The 23279-nt window shown below is 31.6% G+C and carries 22 protein-coding genes, 1 CRISPR repeat array and 1 riboswitch; of the genes, 7 read left to right on the forward strand and 15 right to left on the reverse strand.

The annotated features are described in order from the left end of the window. Positions 1-11 precede the first annotated feature (11 nt). Entirely contained in the window at positions 12-890 is an 879-nt protein-coding gene (locus CLCOS_RS17020; protein WP_063601518.1) for an AraC family transcriptional regulator, read from the reverse strand. Positions 891-1045: 155 nt separating this feature from the next. On the opposite strand from CLCOS_RS17020, the gene CLCOS_RS17025 reads away from it, so the two are divergent. From CLCOS_RS17025 to thiM, 4 genes are all read left to right on the forward strand, one after another. Then, positions 1046-2500 carry an MFS transporter gene (locus CLCOS_RS17025; protein WP_063601519.1) on the forward strand — a complete coding sequence of 485 codons (1455 nt, stop codon included), beginning with the start codon at positions 1046-1048 and terminating at the stop codon, positions 2498-2500. Between the two features lie 99 nt (positions 2501-2599). After that, entirely contained in the window at positions 2600-3091 is a 492-nt protein-coding gene (locus tag CLCOS_RS17030; protein ID WP_082853566.1) for a GNAT family N-acetyltransferase, read from the forward strand. Between the two features lie 222 nt (positions 3092-3313). Further along, a riboswitch (TPP riboswitch) is annotated at positions 3314-3419 on the forward strand. A gap of 293 nt (positions 3420-3712) precedes the next feature. Then, the gene (gene thiW, locus CLCOS_RS17035; protein ID WP_063601521.1) at positions 3713-4282 is read left to right on the forward strand and encodes an energy coupling factor transporter S component ThiW; all 570 of its coding nucleotides are present in this window, start codon (positions 3713-3715) and stop codon (positions 4280-4282) included. Beyond that, on the forward strand, positions 4260-5057 hold the full coding sequence (thiM, locus tag CLCOS_RS17040; RefSeq protein ID WP_063601539.1) for a hydroxyethylthiazole kinase: 798 nt from the start codon (positions 4260-4262) through the stop codon (positions 5055-5057). Before thiW ends, thiM begins: the two co-directional genes overlap by 23 nt. A 47-nt stretch (positions 5058-5104) precedes the next feature. Here thiM and CLCOS_RS17045 read toward each other — a convergent pair whose 3' ends face one another. The 8 genes from CLCOS_RS17045 to CLCOS_RS17080 form a co-directional block, all read right to left on the reverse strand. Beyond that, complete coding sequence (locus CLCOS_RS17045; protein WP_082853567.1) at positions 5105-6523, reverse strand: MerR family transcriptional regulator; 1419 nt, start codon at positions 6521-6523, stop codon at positions 5105-5107. A 233-nt stretch (positions 6524-6756) separates the two neighbouring features. Beyond that, complete coding sequence (locus tag CLCOS_RS17050; RefSeq protein ID WP_063601523.1) at positions 6757-7596, reverse strand: nucleotidyltransferase domain-containing protein; 840 nt, start codon at positions 7594-7596, stop codon at positions 6757-6759. Positions 7597-7796: 200 nt separating this feature from the next. Beyond that, positions 7797-8420 (reverse strand): class I SAM-dependent methyltransferase, encoded by a 624-nt coding sequence (locus tag CLCOS_RS17055; protein ID WP_063601524.1) that lies wholly within the window; start codon positions 8418-8420, stop codon positions 7797-7799. A 55-nt stretch (positions 8421-8475) separates the two neighbouring features. Then, positions 8476-8667, reverse strand: a complete 192-nt coding sequence (locus tag CLCOS_RS17060; RefSeq protein ID WP_156496378.1) for a hypothetical protein — start codon at positions 8665-8667, stop codon at positions 8476-8478. A gap of 399 nt (positions 8668-9066) precedes the next feature. Next, on the reverse strand, positions 9067-9270 hold the full coding sequence (locus tag CLCOS_RS17065; RefSeq protein ID WP_063601526.1) for a hypothetical protein: 204 nt from the start codon (positions 9268-9270) through the stop codon (positions 9067-9069). After that, positions 9257-9502, reverse strand: coding sequence for a hypothetical protein (locus CLCOS_RS17070; RefSeq protein ID WP_153042956.1), 246 nt, complete (start codon positions 9500-9502; stop codon positions 9257-9259). The genes CLCOS_RS17065 and CLCOS_RS17070 overlap by 14 nt, the downstream gene beginning before the upstream one ends. A gap of 172 nt (positions 9503-9674) precedes the next feature. Next, positions 9675-9929, reverse strand: a complete 255-nt coding sequence (locus CLCOS_RS17075) for a TfoX/Sxy family protein (RefSeq protein WP_063601528.1) — start codon at positions 9927-9929, stop codon at positions 9675-9677. Between the two features lie 147 nt (positions 9930-10076). Then, positions 10077-10967: direct repeats of the CRISPR family, unit length 30 nt; unit sequence ATTTAAATACATCTCATGTTAAGGTTCAAC. 203 nt (positions 10968-11170) lie between these two features. Then, positions 11171-11593: a GNAT family N-acetyltransferase gene (locus CLCOS_RS17080; protein WP_063601529.1), complete on the reverse strand. Its 423-nt coding sequence runs from the start codon at positions 11591-11593 to the stop codon at positions 11171-11173. A 234-nt stretch (positions 11594-11827) separates the two neighbouring features. Between CLCOS_RS17080 and CLCOS_RS17085 the strand changes: the two genes are divergently transcribed. Next, positions 11828-12466: an alpha/beta fold hydrolase gene (locus CLCOS_RS17085; protein ID WP_343217900.1), complete on the forward strand. Its 639-nt coding sequence runs from the start codon at positions 11828-11830 to the stop codon at positions 12464-12466. A 171-nt stretch (positions 12467-12637) separates the two neighbouring features. On the opposite strand, the gene CLCOS_RS17090 is transcribed toward CLCOS_RS17085, so the two are convergent. The 3 genes from CLCOS_RS17090 to CLCOS_RS22535 all read right to left on the reverse strand — a co-directional run bounded on the left by CLCOS_RS17090 (position 12638) and on the right by CLCOS_RS22535 (position 13705). Continuing rightward, the gene (locus CLCOS_RS17090) at positions 12638-13153 is read right to left on the reverse strand and encodes a DUF2812 domain-containing protein (RefSeq protein WP_063601530.1); all 516 of its coding nucleotides are present in this window, start codon (positions 13151-13153) and stop codon (positions 12638-12640) included. Between the two features lie 3 nt (positions 13154-13156). After that, entirely contained in the window at positions 13157-13477 is a 321-nt protein-coding gene (locus tag CLCOS_RS17095) for a PadR family transcriptional regulator (RefSeq protein ID WP_063601531.1), read from the reverse strand. A gap of 75 nt (positions 13478-13552) precedes the next feature. Then, on the reverse strand, positions 13553-13705 hold the full coding sequence (locus CLCOS_RS22535) for a hypothetical protein (RefSeq protein ID WP_156496379.1): 153 nt from the start codon (positions 13703-13705) through the stop codon (positions 13553-13555). A 214-nt stretch (positions 13706-13919) separates the two neighbouring features. On the opposite strand from CLCOS_RS22535, the gene CLCOS_RS17100 reads away from it, so the two are divergent. After that, positions 13920-14357 (forward strand): MarR family winged helix-turn-helix transcriptional regulator, encoded by a 438-nt coding sequence (locus tag CLCOS_RS17100; RefSeq protein ID WP_063601532.1) that lies wholly within the window; start codon positions 13920-13922, stop codon positions 14355-14357. A 1-nt stretch (position 14358) separates the two neighbouring features. Further along, on the forward strand, positions 14359-16608 hold the full coding sequence (locus CLCOS_RS17105; protein ID WP_063601533.1) for an ATP-binding cassette domain-containing protein: 2250 nt from the start codon (positions 14359-14361) through the stop codon (positions 16606-16608). A 260-nt stretch (positions 16609-16868) separates the two neighbouring features. Here the strand turns inward: CLCOS_RS17105 and CLCOS_RS17110 are convergent, their stop codons facing one another. The 3 genes from CLCOS_RS17110 to CLCOS_RS17120 all read right to left on the reverse strand — a co-directional run bounded on the left by CLCOS_RS17110 (position 16869) and on the right by CLCOS_RS17120 (position 22834). Then, positions 16869-17495 carry a type 1 glutamine amidotransferase family protein gene (locus tag CLCOS_RS17110; RefSeq protein ID WP_063601534.1) on the reverse strand — a complete coding sequence of 209 codons (627 nt, stop codon included), beginning with the start codon at positions 17493-17495 and terminating at the stop codon, positions 16869-16871. A gap of 272 nt (positions 17496-17767) precedes the next feature. Continuing rightward, positions 17768-18907, reverse strand: a complete 1140-nt coding sequence (locus tag CLCOS_RS17115) for a cell wall-binding repeat-containing protein (protein ID WP_156496380.1) — start codon at positions 18905-18907, stop codon at positions 17768-17770. A 279-nt stretch (positions 18908-19186) separates the two neighbouring features. Continuing rightward, complete coding sequence (locus CLCOS_RS17120) at positions 19187-22834, reverse strand: Ig domain-containing protein (protein ID WP_063601536.1); 3648 nt, start codon at positions 22832-22834, stop codon at positions 19187-19189. Between the last annotated feature and the right edge of the window lie 445 nt (positions 22835-23279).

The following is a 23279-nucleotide window of genomic DNA, read 5'->3' on the forward strand; positions in this document are numbered from 1 at the left end:
AATTTTAATTTTCATAAATTATTGCATAAATTTTTTCTAAAATTCAGCGGTGATACATTTTTAACTTTTTTATATATACGGCTAAAATAATTTACATCACTAAATCCACAATTCAGTGCTATTTCTGTTATATTTAAATCAGTTTTCTGCAGCAATAAATCTGCTTTTTGTATTCTAAGATTATTTATATAATTCGTTAAAGATCTACCTGTAATTTGTTTAAATGTCCTGCAAAAATGCTCTTTACTAATATGAGCCATTTCTGAAATTTCATCTAAAGTTATTTTTTTAGTAAAATTTTCGTTGATGTACAAAAATACATTTTTTAATCTGTTTAGATTATTAACTCGACAGTTAAATTGTTTTGCTGTTAAAATTTTTTCAACATATTTTCTGAATAGCAGTACAATAAGTTCATATATATATGCTTTTACAGCCAGTTCATATCCAAGCCTTTTTGAAAAATACTCCTCAATAATTTTATCTGCACAACTGAGTATCTCCTTATCATTTCTAACTAGATTTTTAAATAAAATAAGGTTCTTTGCCAGTGGTACCATAAACTTGGTCTGACAGGAATCCATCTGACTGCTAAATAAAAATGAAAGGTCAACCCTTATAATATAATATATTAAATTATCACATAAACTTTCACAATAATGAAGTTCATTGCTGTTTACAATTATAAAATCCCCAGCTTTTACATGAATACTTTTATAATTGCACCTGATTAAAGCACTACCCTGTATAAAATAAAAAAATTGAAGATGCTCATGCCAATTTTCTTCAAATGTAGCTCCCAGCTTGTTAACTTTTACTTCGAATATATCTACAAAAAAATTTTTATCGGGCATGTCTTTATAATAATAATTAATTTGGGATTTATTCATAATTGCAGCATCTCCTCATATCAATATAGTACTAATATTAATCAATATATTCAATGAAATTCAATACTTATATTGTTATTATATATCTAGATATTTCACTAGTAAATATCAATAAAATACTACTATTTTAAAAAGAAAGGGGTTATCTAACTAACATGAAATATAAAAATAAATACGGAATTTTACTTGTTGTTATATCTATGACTTTTATGTCCTGTCTTGTTTCTAATATTGTGAATGTAGCTCTGCCTGTAATGTCAAGAAAACTTTCAGTACCCATGGTGTCTATAGAATGGATTGTAGCAAGTTATATCATCTCAATTTGCTCAACTATTTTAATATTTGGAAGACTAGGTGATATAATAGGCAAAATGAAGGTATTTAAATTTGGAATGGTTGTCTTTACTATAACTTCTTTCATGTGCGGCATTTCAACTTCATTTACAGAGCTTATTATATTTAGAATTATACAAGGCATTGGTGCTTCAGCTTACATGGCTAACAATCAAGGTATTATAACTCAAGTTTTTCCAAGAAATGAAAGGGGAAAAGCCCTTGGAATTTTGGCATCCTCTGTTGCCTTGGGAACCTTAATAGGATCACCTGCAGGTGGATTTATTACCTACTATTTAAGCTGGAATTATATATTTTTCGTCAATGTGCCTATCGGAGTAATTGCATTTATCGCTGCTTTAAAAGTATTACCTCATAGTAAAATCCAAAATAAAGAAATAAATAGTGAACTTGATGTAAAAGGGTCAACCTTTATTTTCCTGTCAATGGTACTTTTATTTGGTTCCCTGATTCAAGGACAGAAGATCGGATATAATAATCCTATTATAATTACAATATTTATTGTATCTATTCTATTTATATCAGTATTTATTGTATTAGAAAATAAAATAGAAAAACCTCTCATACAAATGAAAATTTTTAAGAACAATGTATTTTCTTTAAGCTTGTTTTGTGCATTTATATCATTTGTTTGTCTAAATGCTTCAATAATTATAATACCTTTTTATCTTCAAGATGCAATGAAACTAAACTCTAGTATAACAGGTCTTATAATGATGGTACAGCCGCTAGTCATGGCTGTAATTTCTCCGCTTTCAGGAAACTTGTCAGACAAAATAGGATCCAAGCTTTTAAGTTTTTTAGGACTCTTGCTTATGAGTATAAGTTTTATATTCCTGTCATTTTTAAATCAATATTCTTCTATCACGAAGATTATAATTTATATTGTGGTATTAGCTTTAGGACAATCATTGTTTCAACCTTCAAATAATTCACTTATAATGTCAACAGTTCCTAAAAATGAACTAGGAATAGTTGGCAGTGTCAATTCTCTTGTGAGAAACTTAGGACAAATTATAGGAATTATACTTTCCACAAGCCTCTTATATAGTTTTATGAGCATTAAGATAGGATATCGTGTAACAGACTATGTTACAGGAAGAGATGATATTTTTGTATATGCAATGAAATATGTATATATTGTTTTGACTATTGTATGTGCCTTCGGAGCACTATTCACTGCTTTTAGAATGCACAATAAGAAAAGCATTAAAATAGATCAGTCAGCTGCAGATGTACATGGCAAAAATTTCTAAAAATTGTCTCTTATATAAGATATTATTTCAAAGCATTTTAAACAATATTTATAGCAGTAAAAACAATAAAAAATCTAAAACTCTAAACTATAATATGATGTGAACTTAGAATCTAAAAAAGGAAGTGAAATAAATTTGGTTACTATAACTAGGATAACATATGATGATTTAAATGACTTATCAAATTTATATGAGGAACTTTTAGGTAAAAAAACGAATTTGCAAAAATTCAAAGATAAGTTTACATTAATTAATTCAAATAAAGACTATATATTAATTGGAGCAAAAGATAGTGATAATAATTTAGTTGGTTCATTATTAGGTATTATTTGTCAGGATCTTGGTGGAGAATGTAAGCCCTTTATGGTCGTTGAGAATGTAATTGTAAAAAATAATTGTAGACGGATGGGAATCGGAAAGACTCTAATGACTTTTATTGAGAACTTTGCCAGGAAGAAAGACTGCTATTTTACCATGCTAGTATCGGCTTTCAAGAGGAAAGATGCTTATAAATTTTACGAATCAGTTGGATACAAAAATGATGTGGTTAAAGGATTTAAAAAGTATCTATCCGATCGCTACCATTGCTAACACCCCCATCGCACACAGCGAAAGCGACTATCACCAAATCAAAGATTTGGGATATCTGCTTTTCTACCAAAGTGGGGGATAAGCACTGCTACGTGCCTGGATAAGTTCTTCTAAGGTTCAGCTGGAGAAAGTAATCCTTATAAGCGAACTCCATCTGAACCTAAGAATCACTTGATAATAAAATAAAAAAAAATTTGCATACATGGAATACATATGGTATGATTTTCATAAAAAGGGAGCATGCTTAAGCATGCTGAGAGGAAGTATATGCTTCGACCTATAACTTGATTCGGATAATGCCGACGTAAGGAAATATTTAATTTATGCTGTTTTTGTATATTTTATGAGTGTAGATGGAATGTGCCTTACAAGGTATATTCCATTTTTTACTTATATTTAAAAAGCATTGGGGGAGCGCCCAAAGGCTTTAAAAAGTACAACTAAATAGCGAGGGAACTTGTGTTTCAAGGTGAGAGGAAGCTTTTGAGCTTCGACCGACCAATATGATTTGTCATATAGGGAATTGCTATTTAGTTACTCTAAAATTATGCCTACAATAATGATACTTATTTCCTATGTGATAAATTTAGAAAATAAATATTATTATGGAGGTACTTTATTATGGAAAGAAAATCAAAACTATTAAAAAAACTTATGCTGGCAATGATGGTGGCAATGGGAGTTGTCATTTCGCCAATTCTTCGTATAGAAGGAATGTGTCCTATGTCTTCTGTTATAAATATTACATGTGCAGTTTTTTTTGGACCTTGGTATGCGCTGCTTTGTGCTGTTTGTATTGGAATTATAAGAATGTTTCTTATGGGAATTCCACCTTTAGCTTTGACAGGTGCTGTTTTTGGAGCTTTTTTAGCAGGATTTTTATATAGAATATCTAAGAATACTTTGATTTTTGCAGTTTTAGGTGAAGTTATCGGAACAGGTATTATAGGCGCTATTGTCTCATCGCCTATTATGACATATTTCTGGGGCAAAAAAGGACTTTCACTTATGTTTTATATTCCTTTATTCTTTACTGCTACAATTATTGGTGGAACAATTGCCTTTATTTTTTTAGGAGCATTAAGCAAAAATGGAATGCTTATAAAGATTCAGAAAGACTTGGGGGTAAAAGTCTATGACAAATCAACAGACACTGATAAACAACCTATTGCAAATAAAACGCAATGTTAAAATAAAAAAACCTCTTATTCATTATATTACAAATCCAATTTCAATAAATGATTGTGCAAATTCAATGCTTGCTATTGGGGCAAAACCTATTATGGCCGAGCATCCTCTAGAGGTTTCTGAAATTACATCTGCTTCTAACGCACTTGGAGTTAACCTTGGAAATATAACCGATGTTAGAATGAAATCCATGTTGATTTCAGGCAAAACGGCTTTTAAAGAAAGAATTCCCCAAGTAATTGATCTTGTTGGTGTTGGCTGCAGTAAATTGAGGTTTAATTATGCAAAAAAGTTTATTTCTCAGTGCCATCCAGATGTCATCAAAGGTAATTTATCTGAAATAAGAGCAATTTGTGGTATAGAAAGCAATGCAAAAGGAATAGATGCAGGAGAATGTGATAGGATAACAGATGATAACTTTGATGAAAATATAGAAATTGTGAAAAAGCTATCCCTTAGAACAAATTCTGTTATTGCAGCCACTGGTGCAGTAGATGTAATAACTAACAGCAGCAAAACATATTTAATAAAAAACGGCTGTAAAATGCTTTCAATGGTAACAGGTACAGGATGTATGGTTACTGCACTTATAGCAAGTTATATTTCTTCCTTAGATATATTTGGTGGTACTATTTTAGCTGTATCACTTATGGGAATATGCGGGGAACTTTCTCATCATGTTACCGGCATAGGAAGTTTTAGAACTGATCTTATAGATAACTTATTTACAATTTCTGATAACACTATAATAAATAAAATAAAGTGTGAATTAAAATAAAAAAGCTTTAATAATTGGGTAACGTACCTAAACCAAGTACGTTATCCCTATTCTATCGGCATATAGTTATAAACAGCTGACTCCCTGGTATCTTTACAATCACTGCTGTATAACGTCAGCACAGGAAACTTTACAATTTTATGCGCCTGGGAAATGAATGTAATTAACGGTATTTCATTTTTCATAAAGCCCTTTAAATTTTTACTTCCTTCTGAAGTAGTATACCAGGCATGCTTATGAGAAGGTATAGTAAATACTTGCATGTCTTTGGGTATTTGTTCGGCTTTTGAAACTTGTACCCCTACTATAAATGAAAAGCTTAATTTGTGAATTAAAGTTTTAGGCTTTTCATATTGAGGAAGACTGTCTATTCCATTTATTGTATAAATATCACCGGGATTTATCACATTACTAATTTCATCAATTCTTTTTCTAAAATTCTCAACTAGTTTAGGTGTTTTACCAGGGGGAATAATTTTTTTATATTCACAGCCAACAAAAGTCATTTCAGGTAAAGTAATTATCCCCATATTATTTTCAATTTCGTTAGCGCTAACCTTAGAACACTCTGTATACATTTTTTTCATTTCACAATTAACTGATGAAAGATTTTCTTGAAATTTTTTGTACTTTGAACTGAGTACCTTTAAATCTTCATCTATTAATTTAAGTAAATCGTTCATATATTTTATATTATCCTTAGAACTTGCATAACTTATAAACTGCCCTAATAATTTCAAATCAGTTTCGGTTAGCTCAGCATCATACAAATTATCTACATAATTTTGAATGTCTTCTTCATTCATTGAATAAAAATCTTTATCTCTATTTTTAATTATTTCTTCAAGCAAATTCCAATCAATTTTATCTGATTCCATGTTTTCTAATATTTTTTTATTAACTTTTAACTCATGACTGTCGTCAAGTATTTTAACAAGATGAATCCATGCATTTTCCTTTTCTCTGCTGTCAATTGGCTCATCAAGGTAATTTGAATACTTCAAACAAATGTATCTACCAAAAAATCCAGGAAAGATGCGTATCAGCTCTTTTTTCATATACCCTTCTTTTTCCCTTTCACTCATGTCAAGGCTTCTTTTTAGCAGCATCATGTCATCAGTAACTTTGTCTATATTAGAATTTGGAAAATTAATGTCATTTATGCACAGCTGGAAAATGTCCTTAGATCTTTCCATATTTAAAATTTGTGCCTTTATCTTATTTAAATGTTCTGTCAATATCTTTTCCATTTCTTTAGGGTTCACTAATATTTCTCTTATCTTTTTTACTGGTATATCAAAGTTTCTTAAAACAGAGATTTGCTTTAACTTTTCAATATCTTCTTTAGTATAATCCCTATAGTTATTTTCCTTATTTACTGAAGGACTAATAAGTCCATTTTCCTCATAATAGTTTATAGCTTTTTTTGTAAGAGATGTGATCTCCATAACTTCACTTATCTTCATATATTATTTTTAGTGAGAGAGTATACAATAAGTACCAAACTCTAACTAAAACTCACCTCTTTTCTTTTTATACTTTTTTCTGTGTATAACATGTTAATAACTTTGTTGATAGTTCGTAAAATTAAGAATATTGATCACCAGTATTAATGATATACTGTGCTACTTAAATAAAGAGGACTATATAATTAATTTTTACTCTTTGTTAAGAGAGTTAATACTTCTTTCACCCTTAATCATTTATTTTCAATTAGCTCCTTTGTTTCATTAATGAGTCCTTGAAGTATATCTACTGCTTTTATTGTATTGTTCTTGTTTGAAGAAATTAAGGTAACCATTTCATCTATTTTTATCTTGTAATCTTGTGGTTTAATTTTGAAGCTATCAATCATTTTAACAGCCTTTTTCTCATTAATACAATATTCATCATTCAAAGCAAATACAACTTGATTCAGGCAGGAAATACTTCGGAAGCAATGACCACAAACATATGAAATGTCATCCTTATCTATATTGGCTTTAGCAAACATTAAAGAAAAGGATGCTTCAAACATAAAATATCCAAATATTGCATTTTTCAAATTCTTTGGATACGGTATAGTTTTTGCTTTCAATTCGGAAATATATTTTTTTGAATCAACTAATACTTTGCAAATGGATACCTCTCCCATATACATAACATTTATATAAGCATGAGGATGTCCAGTCTGATAATTAGGAGAAACCTTTCCCATTAAGCAATCATCAATTACCTGTGATACACGTTTTATATCACGAAATAAAAAATCTACATGATACCCCTGAACAATGAGCCATCCTCCACCATTTACCCAAGGCCCCCACTCTCCTAAAGATGTAATGATATTCTCCCTATGTTCATCATCTATTTTTGTGGCAATTTTACTAATTTCACTGACTTTAAAACCTTCTGATTCATCATAATATATTCCAATGTCAATATCAGAATTGGGATGATTAGTACCTCTTGCTCTTGAACCTCCTAAAACAACCCCTATAACGCCAGGAATACTCTCCAGTTCTTTACTAATCATATTTAAAATTTTTTCTACAGTCATATATTTCCATCCTCCTGTTCTTATATGTTGATTTATTTATTGTTTGTTCATCTTAATTTACTATTCTTCATATATTATTGATTTACAATTACCGAAAAATATAAGAATAATGCGTAAGGCCTTGAAGGTCTTGGTGAACAGATTACACATAAGACTCATCAAATAACGATTCTCTGTTTTTTATGTAATTATAACTATAGTTATTTTTGACATTTTACCATTATAAATTTAAATGGAAGTTTATTTTCCATATTCTTATGAGGCTCAACAATTTTTGAAATTTCTATCAGTCCATATTTTTCAAAGTCCTGTTTTATTGAGTCGTCGTCATAAAAAAACATTTTTACTCCATCCTTTGTCTCAAAATAGTCTTTACCTAATTGTTTACCCTTTCCATACATTGGAGCTTCTTTTGAAATAGTAGTAAAAATCATATATCCGCTTGGCTTTAACTGATTATAGCAATCTTTAATAAACTTATATCTCTCATGATTATTCAATAAGTGAATAAGTGCATAACAAAATATACCATCATAAAGTTTGTTATCAAAAGGCATATCAGTTACTGAGCCATGAAAAATAGGAATATTAAGCCCATTTTGTCTCGCCAAATCAATGGCTGTTTTTGAAATCTCAATACCTGTTACATCTATTCCATTGTCAATAAAAACCTTTGCGTTTCTACCATATCCAATACCTGGTATCAATATATCCTTAACTTTCTTTTCAAGAAAAAAGTCTTTTGTTAAGATTGCTGAGTCTGAAGGCTCAAATCCCCACATCATTTGATTTTTTATAAAACTTGATTCCCAGAATTCTGTCATATCTCTATCCCTTTATATTTTATTTACTCCGTATTTGATTACTATTGTGAATTAACTAAACACTACTATTTTCGTTTATTTGTTCAATTAATCTTTTATTTTCTTCTCTAAGTTCTTCCATTTCGACTAATTGAAAAATTAATTTCTTTTTATCCTCTTCTAACTGCTTTACCCTTTCACGTAAGGCAATTATCTTTTCTTCCTGCAATTGTACCTTATCCTTTCTAACTGCCACTACATCATCCAAAGGATTTGATTTTGATATTGCTCTAAGTCCTGCAAAGTGAGATAGAGAATTTTATCAAATACACTTTCTGGAACAGACTTAATCTTACTGGCTTTCATAGCCTTTTTTATATTCCATAACTGATAAGAAGTAATCACTTTAAAAATATTTGTCTATGGCACATTCCAACCCTTAATCTGTCCTGTCTTAATGATTTCCTCAACCACATGAGAAGACAGAGACCTTGTACCTACAGCAGCTTTTTTCGTCTTTCATCCATAAAGAGAAATTTAAAAAATCATCTTTTGTAACATTAACAAAACTGTTAATGGAGCAGCATTCTATGAACCTTAGAAAATGACCATTAATATAATCACAAACTGTTTTTGGATTTATTTTTCCAAGTTTGTAGTAAACGTATTATTTGACTGCCTGTTTCATATCCTGACTTTCAATATATTCAAATCTAAGATATTTTCGTGATTTCTTTGTTCTCTTAGCAGTAATAAATGGTCTTATATCCCATACATCATCATTAAAATAGGAACTACCAATCATTATGTTATCAAAGTTTGTATTATTATCTATTACCTGTAGTTGTAACCTCAAGTTAGTTTTTGCCATTTTGCAATTCCTCCAATCTTTCAATGATGACTTTTAAAACCTCTATAATCGGTCCGAAATGCTCTGCATAATGTTCTCCATATATGGCACCTTCTGCAACCTGTCCTCCCAATGAAGCTAAATGGTTTTTATGTGCTTCAAGATATTCAGGTGTAGTTATATAACGACTGCAAGTATAACATCTTTGCCTTTTTATTACAATAGTCATTCTACTGATTAATAATCTATTCACTAACATACATTCTACATTACTTCTTATATTTACTTGTTGTATTAAGGATTATATATACTACATACTATAGATAACATATAAAAATTGCCCCTTAGATACTATTCATAGTATAAACCAGTACCCAAGGCATCAGTCAATAATCAATTTTTCATACATCCAACTAATTGCACAATTATTTAAATGTATTGTAAAAATCTTTCAATTCTTCTTTTACTCCTTCTGAAAGATTATGCCATCTAATTCCCTCTATGGCACCCTCCAAAGCATACAACCTATTTATACACGCAGAATGATCAATGCTTTTTATTCTAGACCAAGCTTCCCTGCTTCCGATATCAGTTAATTGTTCTATTGTTTCTATCCCAACTTGATTTAATTGTTGTTCAACTGTTTTTCCAATATTGGGCAAGGTGGACAATTCTCCCATAGCATCATTCCTCCATTTATATATGATAAACATTTTATTCCATATATTCTATCATACTAAAGTTCATATTTACTGTCATCTTTTATCTTTAGATCTTATGTTAAGGTTCAACGGTCCTAATGCATCTAATACAATTATAACCAAGAAATTTAAATACATCTCATGTTAAGGTTCAACTTATGCGGAAATACAAATTTATAAGGAAGGGATTATAATTTAAATACATCTCATGTTAAGGTTCAACAGTAAATTTTGTATATTCTGTATTAGATGTTGCACCTATTTAAATACATCTCATGTTAAGGTTCAACAAAAAATAGAATCAGCACTAAGCGACATAAAAGATGATTTAAATACATCTCATGTTAAGGTTCAACAATATCTAGAAAAAGTGGATGTATTTAAAGTTTTATTAATTTAAATACATCTCATGTTAAGGTTCAACATTACGGATAGTTCCTGATACATCTATACGCAACTAATTTAAATACATCTCATGTTAAGGTTCAACAAAATCGTTTTTTAAAGAATATGATGTAAAAACAAAATTTAAATACATCTCATGTTAAGGTTCAACTTCAACGAAACCTGTGAAAACACAATAGTTAAGGAGATTTAAATACATCTCATGTTAAGGTTCAACCAGTGCCTCCACAAATAGCAGCAGTATCATTATTAAATTTAAATACATCTCATGTTAAGGTTCAACCCTTTTAGAACCATCAGCATCGTCAGTTATTTGCTGATTTAAATACATCTCATGTTAAGGTTCAACCATGCTGAGTAAACAAAAACGCTACATTTTTCTTTATTTAAATACATCTCATGTTAAGGTTCAACATCAGCTATCTCACCGTTAACACTGCATAATTCCTCATTTAAATACATCTCATGTTAAGGTTCAACTGGAAAATCCATGGATTATTGGATGGAAGGCGTTGAATTTAAATACATCTCATGTTAAGGTTCAACTCCAAATTTGGTCCGTCCTCATTAGCTTGTTTCATTATTTAAATACATCTCATGTTAAGGTTCAACCACAGTAAAATAGCCACTTCTTATTTTCATTATATCTCTAAAGCCCTTAATAATAAAGGCATCTGCTGAAATTTTTCCAACCATTTTTCACTTTTCTACATTCAATCAAAAAAGTGCCCTCATCCATTCAATTTAAACGGATTAAGGCACTTGTGCTTTGCAAATTGGTTGGAAAAACGTTTCTGACTTTCACTTGCCAGGATCTATTCAATAAATCCTTTTGTCTGCATTTTTTCTTTATTGCAAAACAATGCCATTCCTGTTTTCATTTTTCTAAAACTTAATTTTTCATAAAAAGCTTCTTTACCAGGTGAAGCATACAATATAAAATTACACTGTGGAATACAATTTAAAATACCATTAACAATTGTTCTTCCAATATTTTTACCTTGATATTCAGGTAATACTGCTACATCATAAATTGCAGCCTGATAAACTCCATCTGAAATTGCACGACCAAAACCAATTAATTTATTATTATCAAAAACAAATATAACGGTATGACTATTTTTAAAAGCTTTCTCATGCACTTTTCCTTCAAAATATGACATTCCAGCTTTTTTCAATATCTCACATACGTCATCCCAATTAACATTTAAACAATTATATTGAATCTTAAGATCCATATTTTCCCCTCCTTGAAATAGTATAACCTTATCTATAAGTATAAATGCTTACACAGCGTAAGCTTCAAGTGAAATTTCTACATACATTTATAAAAGTCATATTTAAAATTGGTCTTAATATTTAATAAACTCAAAAGTATCAATAAATATGTTACAATGAATTTGTTTGAGGTTTGTATCTAGAAAATATCTATCACTTTATATTGCAGATTTAAGGCTGGATATTTATTAAATATGGAGGATTTTATAAGAGAATACATAGTAGACAATTTGAAAAATAAAATGAGGTATCATGATTTACCTGGTGAAGACACACCTATACTATTTATTCATGGCTTAGAATGTGCCGGATCATTTGATTATCCAGAAGTAGCTGCACAGGTTGATTTAATAAATCACAGACGAATATTAGTAGATCCGCTTGGAAGTGGCTTTAGCGATAAACCTGATAATTATTTGTATACTGTAAAAGAACATGCAGAATACCTATATAATTTTGTTAAGAGTTTAAATCTACATAAATTTATTATTTTTGGACATAGTTTAGGTGGACCTATCGCAATTGAACTTGCAGATAAATGCAAAGATAGTGTTGAGACAATTATTTTAAGCGAGGCAAATCTAGATAAAAGCAGTGAAGATTCATCAAGTTATAAATTTGGAAGTTTTAGAGAAGACGACTTTGTGAATAGCATATTTGATGAAGTTATAAATGGAAATACTATCTATAATTCTATGTGGACAGCAGCATTATCAGTTTGTTCATCTACAGCAATTAGCAGAATTTCAAAATCTGCAGTTGAGGGAGGAAATCCATCATGGCGTGAGATGCTGTATTCACTTAAGTGTAAAAAGACATTTATATTTGGCTAAAAATCTCTTCCAGATGATGACCAAATTGAGCTTAAAAAACACAATATAAATATTGAAATTGTAAAAGCAGCAGGACATTCAATGGCTTGGGAAAATCCTAAAGGATTAGCAGAAGCAATTAAAAAAGGTATTCTTTATGCAAGATTGAATTTTTAATTGCTATATTATTGGCTACATTCCTTCCCGTTTAAATTTCTCAATTTTCAATTTACACTTCCATACAATTCTTATCATTGTCAAAGATATTGCTGCAAGTAATACTGTAAATATTACAAGGATATAGTCACCTGTATTAACTGCTCCTATTAGTTCCACAAAAAAGCAAATAGCTTCTACAAAGGAAAACACCTTAAAAAGATTTCCAATCCTTCTGTATTGAGCAATTTTTGATTCCACATCTGTATACATTTCAAAAGGACCATCTGATGCTTTCTTTTTCAAATATACCCATCTCCACCATTGACCTACAACTTGTACTCCTATATCATTCATAAAAGATGAATAATCAACTGTATCACCGTTCCAATTATCAAGCAAATCTATTTGATAATTGTATTCTCCAGGTTCACATGGTTTAAAAGTGTAAAATCCAAGAAAAAATTTTTTAAATTCCCATCCATCTAAACACATTTTTTTTAGCCAAGCTTCTTCTTCATCTTTATCATAATATAATCTAAATTTTAACATTATTTATATCCCCCTAATCATCCATGTTTTTGCATTACTTACAAGTTCCTCTAGCCTATTGACTTCTTTTTTTAATACTTCTATTCCCGTATTTGTAATCAGGTATTCCTTTTTCTTTCTTGATTTTGTATCCTCACTATATAAATTAATCCATCCTTTTTTAAGCATTGAATTAATAGCACCGTATAAGGTCCCCGGCCCCAACGTTACCCTTCCATTTGTCATTTTGCTCACATCCTGAATAATTCCATATCCATGGTTTGGTTTTTGTGTCGCCAATAAAATATAAAATGAAGCCTCTGTTAAAGGTGTACTATTGTCCAAATCTATCATCCTCCGTTATATCGTCATATGATATATACTAATATATCATCTCCCGATATATATGTCAATAATATTTTATCTAATTTTTAAACATTTTTGTAGAATTATATAATATAATAAAGTCATATGAAGTTGTTCCTCAGTACCGGTAATGGCCATCCAACAACTGCCTTCCGCACCACATATTCCTCCGGCAGCAACAAGCTCTGCTGAAATTCCTGTTAGCATTTCAATAGCTTCAAGTTCTGTTATATAAGTAAATTATATTATTATCCAATTGTAATTACCCATTTTTATTTTAATATAGATTTTATAGAAAATATTAGTGACACCCCTATAGAATTATCAAAAATAATTTCCATGTTGCAATCATTTCATCAAAATGCTAAAATAGTTTCCGAAAGGAAACTATTTTTCGCTAATATTAGGAGGTACTTACTATATGAATAAACGATTATACAATTCTAAATTAGAAGAAGGATTATCACGGCTTCAATGTGAACTTGTTGCTGAAAGAAACAATATAAACACAGAGAATATTTCTTGGTTTCAGTATGATTTATTAGAATCTCTATATCATACAAATGGAAGCCGTCCTGCAGAATTAAGTAATAATTTAGGTGTTTCACGCTCTAAAATATCTAAAGGATTAAAATCTCTTAAAGAGATAGGCTATATAAAACAAGAAAAAAGTAACTCTGATGCAAGAGAGCTTTGGACAGAATTAACAGATAAAGGTTTCAAATTTCTAAAAGAAATACAAAAGGGACATGAACATTTATCTGAAATTGCATCATCTGTTTTAACTTCAGATGAACAAGCACTTTTTGCCGAACTATGCCTTAAAGTAAGTAGAATTTTTGAAGAAAGGAGGAACTAATATGGCAAGAGAAATGATTGAAATCTTCCATGCAAATGAAAATAATCTCAAGGATATATCAGTAAATATTCCCAAAAATAAAATTACTATAATTACAGGTTTATCTGGTTCAGGAAAGTCTTCATTAATTTTTGATACATTAGCTGCTGAATCTCAAAGAATGTTAAATGATACATATTCATCTTACATTCAACAATTACTGCCCCACTATGGAAGGCCTAATGTGGAAAAGATTAATAATCTTCCAGTCTCTATCACTATAGATCAAAAAAAAATAGGTGGAAATGCGCGCTCAACTGTTGGTACAGTCACTGATATCTATACCTTGTTACGTCTTCTCTTTTCTAGAATAGGAAAGCCTTTTGTTGGTTACTCAATGAATTTTTCTTTCAACAATAAAAATGGTATGTGCCCTTGTTGTCAAGGATTAGGAATAATTAAAGACATTAATATTCATAAACTAATAAATTTTGATAAAAGTTTAAATAATGGTGCTATTCTATTTCCTACATTTCAACCAGGTGGATGGCGATTAAGTCGTTATACTGAGTCTGGTTATTTTGATGTTCAAAAGCCAATTAAAGACTATTCAGATTTGGAACTTAATACTTTACTTTATGCAGAGGAAAAAACTCCTGATAATCCCACAATCAATTGGCATAAGACAGCAAAGTATATTGGGCTTATCCCAAGAATTAGAAGCTCCTTTCTAGAAAAAGATCAAAAAAAATATAAAAAAGAACTTGAACAACTTGTTGATGAACAAATTTGTCATCATTGTAATGGAAAGCGTCTTAGTGATATTATTCTATCTTGCAAAATCAAAGGAAAATCAATTGGTGATTGTGCTGACATGTCAATAAGTGAATTAAAATCTTTTCTTCAAATAATCCATGAATCCAAAGTTCAGACAGTTATTGATGATATTCTCAAGCGTTTAAGTACATTAGAAGAAGTTGGATTAGATTATCTTACACTAAATCGCACAACTAATACCTTATCTGGTGGAGAATCTCAACGTATTAAAATGTCAAAACATTTAAATAGCAGTCTCAACGACATTCTCTATATATTTGATGAACCTAGTATGGGTTTACATCCCCACGATATTACTGGTATAAATAAAATATTCAAAGGACTTAAAGAAAAAGGAAATACAGTTATAATTGTAGAGCATGATCCTGATGTGATAAAGATAGCAGACCACATTATTGATATGGGACCAGGCTCAGGCGTTAATGGTGGTAAAATCACTTTTCAGGGAACATATCCACAACTATTAAATAGTGATACAGCTACTGGTGCTGCTTTATCTAAAAAACATAGTATAACTGTAGTAAATAAGAAATTTTATGATTTCTACAAAATTGATAATGCAAAAATGTTTAATTTAAAGAATATCTCTATAAAAATACCTAAGAATGCCTTAACCGTTGTAACTGGAGTAGCCGGTTCTGGTAAAAGTACATTAATTACACGTCTTTTCCGTAATAAATATCCAAATAGTATACTCTTAGACCAAAAAAAAATTTATACCTCTTCTCGTTCAATATTAGCTACTTACGTTGGCTTTTTTGATAAAATTAGAACCATTTTTAGTAAAGCAAGCGGTAAATCACCTTCATTATTTAGCTTCATTGGAGAAGGTGCCTGTCCTTTGTGCAAAGGTAAAGGTATAATAAAAACAGATTTGGCTTTTATGGATGGCATGGAAGAGACTTGTGAATTATGTGAAGGGACAAGATACAAACAGGAACTATCTAATTATAAGTATAAAGGATACACAATAAGTGATATTCTTAATCTCTCAATTGATGAGACTTTAGAAGTTTTTACTGATAAGGCGCTAAAAAAAATATTATATACTATTTCTGAAGTAAACCTAGGTTATATTAAACTTGGGCAATCTCTTGATACTCTGTCCGGTGGAGAACTTCAGAGACTAAAAATAGCTGTAACTCTTTTAAATAGTACTGGTGAAATTTATATATTAGATGAACCAAGCACAGGTTTACATGAGTCAGATATAAAAAAATTGATACAACTATTTCACAAATTAATTAATAAAGAAAAAACTGTTATTATACTAGAACATAATTTAAGTATAATGTGCCATGCTGACTGGATTATTGATTTAGGTTCATTAGGTGGATTTAATGGCGGAAACCTTATATATATGGGATATCCCAATGGTATTACAAAATGTCCTTCATCTTTTACTGGAAAAAGATTATTAGAATATATATCTTAAAAATGTATTAGATGAACTTTATGACTAATCTACTTCTTTCTTACTAATAGGGGGTAATACCAGCAGCCGTGTCATGTACTGAAAAGCATATACTATATAAAGGCAATTTCTAAGTATAGTATCTATATGTATAAAAATAGGCCATATACTGGAATTAATATCCTGATGTGGCCTTAGTTAGTAAACAATATATTAAGAATGCATACTAATAATTATACTTATTAACTTTAGTCATTGCATCTTACCCACTTTAAGCCATTTTATTGAATTGAGTTCATAAGCTTAAAGAAATATTTTGACTCTTGGGTTTTATAAAGATTGTACCAGGAATCTAGGGTTTGCGGTAAGAATACATCTAGAATTTTCAATATATGCAAAGCAAATTCAAGGGGAGCTATTCCAGAAGCAGTAATCAAATTTCCATCAGTTACTACACATTCCTGCTTATAATACTTTTCTCCACCATAGCTTGGGCAGACCATTTTAAGATACCCCAAGTCATTGCTTGTATGAGCTCGCTTATTCAATACTCCCCCCATAGCAAGTCCTATTGTAGCACCACAAATTGCCCCTACAACAATACCTTTCTCTAAATATTTTTCAGCCATTTTTATAATGGGAGCATGAATTGCTTCTGCCCATGTATTCCCACCAGGTAGAATCAAAGCAGCAGTATCTTTAGCACCACACTCTTTAAGTTCAATTTCTGGCAATATTTTAAGACCTCCCATTGTAGTAATAGGGGTCTTGGTAATTCCTACAGTTACTACTTTTAGCGGCATTAATCCCTTTTTGTAGTACCTTCCCGAATTGATTTCAGCGCTTAAATAACCTATTTCCCAATCTGCCATTGTATCAAATACATAAACATATACTGTATTCTTCATTTTCTATTCCTCCACATTCATTTTATTGTTGCTATTTGTTACGGGATGGCCTCAAACTTCATCTCCATCTATTATTCCAGTAAAGCATCCCAAGCATAGGGGTCTACAACCCTATGCTTGGGATGCCCTTGATAACCTGCATAGTATTCAATTTCCATAGAGCATTCATTATATATAAACTAATACTAACATTATTAAGCACATCCTTTCTTAAACATTATATAAAAAGAAAGATGACACCTGTATGTCATCTTTCTAAATTTATTTTCTTGTTACTTGCCAGTTATCTTTGATAAGTCATTTTCAACGTCCTTGCTTACTGCTCCTGTTCCACCAAAAATAGTTACCTCTTTTAGCTTTAAGCTTTGCAAAAATAAATTTTCTTCATTACTTAAGCTAGTATTAATTAACAATATTGGTGCATTGCTATTTGCTGCATAAGTACTTCCTGCTAACGCATCTGGAAAATTATTACCTGATGCTGCACATACTATATCTGCATTCGAACTAAAATACTTCGCAACATTAAGAGAAGTTTGAAATCTATCTGTTCCACCTATTCTCACTACCTTTGACTTATCTATACCTGCAGTTTGGACAACTTGATTTTCTACTGTATCACTTACAGCTCCTTGCAGCCCTATAATATATATCTTATCTGGTTTTATATCTGAAATCTTTTTTCTTACGTAATCAGATATTTCATTTTTTTTCACCAATAATATAGGGTACTGATTTGCCGCTGCTGCACTACTTACTGATATTGCATCTGGATAATTTTCTCCTGATACAATAATTACTGGTGTCCCTTCTTTTACTGCTAGCATATCATTAATTTTTGCATTCGTTTCATATCTGTCCTTACCACCTAATCTCTGGATATTCTTAAAGCCATCCGCCTCCAATTTTTCTTCTACATCTGGATCTACTGCACAATTTCCTCCAAGAATATATATATTTCCTGCTTGATCCATGTTTTCCTTCAAATAAGCTAATACTTTTTCTCTATCCTCCATGCTGTTTCCAACAAGTAGTATTGGTGCCTTTAGCTTATGTGCCAGTACACTTCCTGCTAACGCATCCGGATAATCACCTGACGATGCAAGTATTACATTTGAAACTTTATCCTTATAAGCTGCTTTAGCAATTGCTATAGCTGTATCAACCCTGTTTTGTCCTGATATTCTCTCTAATTGTATATTAGCTGGTGTTGATGATGAACCTCCACTGCCGCCTGATCCTCCACTTGAAGAAGATACTGATTTATTCATTTTGACATCAAATTTCACAATTTCCTGTCCTACAGAAATGGTAGGACTTGTATATTTGTCATATCCTTCTTTATCTACTGTTATATAGTAATCCGTATTAGGGAATACCATAAAGCCATACGCCCCACTAGCATCACTCACTTGTGGATTTTTATTTTTATTTGGCTTAAAATCATCTATAATTGGAAGCGATACTGCTGTATCTGGAGTTTTCCCATTTGCCTTGTTTCTATCTGTATTTGCATAATAAAGCGTTAAGTTTGCTCCATCAATTATCTTTCCTGTAACTGAATCCGTTATTATTCCATAAGGGTCAATTAGCGTACTAGTTATACTTACAGCTCCACTTTCAGAAACTTTTACATCAATCGTTCCAATAATAATCTTCTGACCATTGCCAACATCAAGCGTTACATTTATTTATGATTGTGTACCATTTGCTAAATCTTTAACTTTAATAGTTCCATCCGATGACAATGTAACATTAGTATTTCCTGTTGTTGAAAAACTTAACCCTGAAATATCCGCTAAAGGTGATACTGTACCATCTGGTGTCCTTAATACTATAGCATCCTGAGACTTTACTGCCACAGTTTTAGTTCCATCTGTTTCTGTAGTTACTTGTGCTTTTATTCCCTGAACAGGTTTGCCAGAGTCATCTACTACACTACCTGTTGTTTCTACAGGTGTTGGGTCTGGTGGTACTATAGCATTTACAGTTACCGTATATGTCACCTTCGTTGTTCCATCTTCTGCTGTCACTACTAGCTTATCTCCACTTACTACAGTGTCATGCAGTAATGCTTCGTCAAAACTCTCATGGGATTCTCCCTTAGCTATGGCTGCTATAAACTCTGCCTTTGTTGTCCCATTTGGTACATTTGTTATTGTTTCATCTCCTGTATCTCCTGCGCTTACTGTGTAGCTTGTAGATGTCACTATTGCTACCGTACTTTTTGCAGGACTCACTGTAATTGTAAATTCATAACTATCTGATGGCTCACACACTCCATCATCATTTACCGTCACTGTAAATGTTTTTGTTCCTGCTTCCGTTGGCGTTCCTGACAAAACTCCATCTTCTGAAAGGTTCAATCCTGCTGGTAGGTTTCCTGCTGTTACAATGTAAGTCTTATTTCCTGTTCCCCCAGCTGCTGTAAATGTATATTGAGTATACGGAACTCCTACTGTTCCTGCTGGCGGCAGGTCATCTATTCCTATTGTCACCGTCACTCCACTTACTGTTAAGGTTATGTTCTTGCTGTCTGATATTCCTAAACTATCTACCCAGCTGCTTCCATTCCAGCTTTGCTTTTTATAAGTTACAATTATTGTATAACTTCCCACAGTACCTGTTACATAATTTGCATTATAACTTGTCCCATTAAAACTAAAGCTACCACCTTTTCCTAATTCTGTAGATGTCCACGTATTTGGTATATATCTCTCGTCTCCAACTATTGATCCTGCCACTTCCTGTCTATCTCCTGATGCTGTTATGGTTATAGTTCCACCTGCTGTTATACTACTAGTACTTAAGTCTACTGTATTATTCGATGCATTTGCAGCAGTTGGTGCTGGATTCACTGTAATTGTGTATGTCACCTTTGTTGTTCCATCTTCTGCCATAACTACTAGTTTGTCTCCACTTACTATAGTGTCATGCAGTAATGCTTCGTCAAAACTCTCATGGGATTCTCCCTTAGCTATGGCTGCTATAAACTCTGCCTTTGTTGTCCCATTTGGTACATTTGTTATTGTTTCATCTCCTGTATCTCCTGCGCTTACTGTGTAGCTTGTAGATGTCACTATTGCTACCGTACTTTTTGCAGGACTCACTGTAATTGTAAATTCATAACTATCTGATGGCTCACACACTCCATCATCATTTACCGTCACTGTAAATGTTTTTGTTCCTGCTTCCGTTGGCGTTCCTGACAAAACTCCATCTTCTGAAAGGTTCAATCCTGCTGGTAGGTTTCCTGCTGTTACAATGTAAGTCTTATTTCCTGTTCCCCCAGCTGCTGTAAATGTGTATTGAGTATATGGAACTCCTACTGTTCCTGCTGGCGGCAGGTCATCTGTTCCTATTGTCACCGTTACTTCACTTACTGTTAAGGTTACATCCTTGCTGTCTACTGCTCCAGCAATATCTTCCCATGCACTTCCATTCCATTTCTGCTTTTTATAATTTGCTGTTATTGTATAGCTTCCAGGTGTATCTGATTGGTATGATGATGTATAAATATCATCACTCAATTCAAAGTTTCCACTTTTACCTGATTCTGTAGACGTCCACGTACTTGGTATATATCTCTCATCACCAACTACAGATCCTGCTTCTTCCTGTCTATCTCCTCCTGCTGTTATTATTACTGTTCCTCCAGCAGCTATACTGTCTCCATCCAAACTTATTGTGTTATTCGATGCATTTGCAGCAATTGGTTTAGGATTTACTGTTACTGTATACGTCACCTTTGTCGTTCCATCTTCTGCTGTTACTACTAGCTTGTCTCCACTTACCACTGGGTCATGCAGTGATGCTTCATCAAAGCTCTCATGGGATTCTCCCTTTGTCAGTGCTGCTATAAAGTCTGCTTTTGTTGTCCCATATGGTACATTTGTTATACTCTCATCTGCCGTTCCTCCTGCACTTACTGTATAGCTGTCTGATGTCACCGTTGCTACATTACTTGATGAACTAGGAAAAAAATCATTTACATCTCCTGTAATAAATCCATAACTCAAACTAGTGTTATCAAAATAATGAACCATTAATTTATCTGTTTGAGGTATAATTGGATATATGGTAACACTATATTGGTTTGCTGCATCTTTAAGATAATTTAGGCTGTCAATATCCATTTTACCTTTTGTCCATTTACTGCTTCCTGCCTTCATGCCATAAAAATATAGTCCGTTTATTTGCCAACTATCAGGATCATATACTTCTGAGATAAAATACATATTATCATTTGCATCAATTACCAGATCTCCAAGGTCTCCACAATTACAAGAAAGTATATCTTTAGCTTCTATGGGGGATGTTACCCATGCACCATCATCTCCTGTATTGGAAACGATTCCATTTCCTCCATTTAAACTATCAGTATACGCTAAGTATATATTACCTGCCGAATTCGTAACCGCACCATAAATATCATATCCACATCCTTTTGTAGAACCTTCAAGTATTTGAGTAGGATTATCATATGGATAAGCAAGAGCATATACATCATTACCATTACTTCTTGTTATAGTATAAATAATGCTAAATTTTCCTGAAGCATCACTGACAAAATACTTTATGCTTGCTGATTCACCAGAAGACAAATTCAAAGGTAATTCTTTAACTTGTGACCACGTACTATTTGAATTTGTACCAGATTTAGCAACAATATAACTATCTGAACTATTATTACTATTTCTTTTTATGTATGCTAAAGTAATATCACCAGAAGCATTTATTTGCATTTTAGCATATTCATACTGATAATGTGTAACTGAAAGTGACCCATCACTAAGAGCTTGTGTTTCAATTGCACTAAAAGATCCATCCCATGTTCCTGAATTTATGTTGTATTTTCCAAAACATAACTCTTTATTGTATTTGCAATATAAACCATTGTCAGTATTGAAAACTGTTCCATTCTCAACAACTGCAATGTTTAAAATTCCAGATGAATCTATAAGCATAGAAATTCCATCATAATAATTGCTATCTTGGTTTAGTTCTATCTTTGAATTTAAGTTAACAATACTTGTCCATATATTAGTGGATGGAACATATTTGTATATCTTATAATCAATGGTACCAGAACCGCCTTTTACACTTCCTTGTACAGCAAAAGCACAATACATATCACCATTTGGCGCTTTCGTAATTGCCATGGGACTTCCATAATAAGAGCTTCCCGAACCATAAATGCCAGAGGTTACGGATGCCTTAACCGGGTTATAATATACAAATGTTAGTAAAATAGCACTAACCATAAATAGAAAAACTCTTATTAAAGTAAAAAAAGCTATTTTTTGCTGTCCAGATACTGTACTTTTTGTACAATCCATATTAACACCTCTTTTCTATAAATTATTAGTCAGCTACAATTTAAATTGCAATTCAATTTTATGATGTAAAAATAGCTGCTGATTAAAAACTAATTTTTTTACAGCCTAATTGATTTCCCCCCTTATTATTGAAAATATCATAGTTGTAGCATAAACCGACCTTTTTTGACATGTATTTATTATATCATGAAATTCTGATAATACAGAAAATTTTTACTAGATATTAAATAAAAACTAATTATATTTATTCCTAAATTTAAACTTTTCAGATCATATAAAAAAATGATCTCAAAAAAAATTTCCCCCTAGATACTATCCAGTACGCTCTCGAAAACTCAGAGAGCTTGATTTTTATATAGTATAAGGTTCAGCATCTCTGCTTCACCCCTAATATTTAAGCTAAATTAATATCATATTTTCCAATAAACTTATTACCAGTAGCATC

This window comes from Clostridium coskatii, assembly GCF_001675205.1.
In the GTDB taxonomy this organism is placed as follows: domain Bacteria; phylum Bacillota; class Clostridia; order Clostridiales; family Clostridiaceae; genus Clostridium_B; species Clostridium_B ljungdahlii.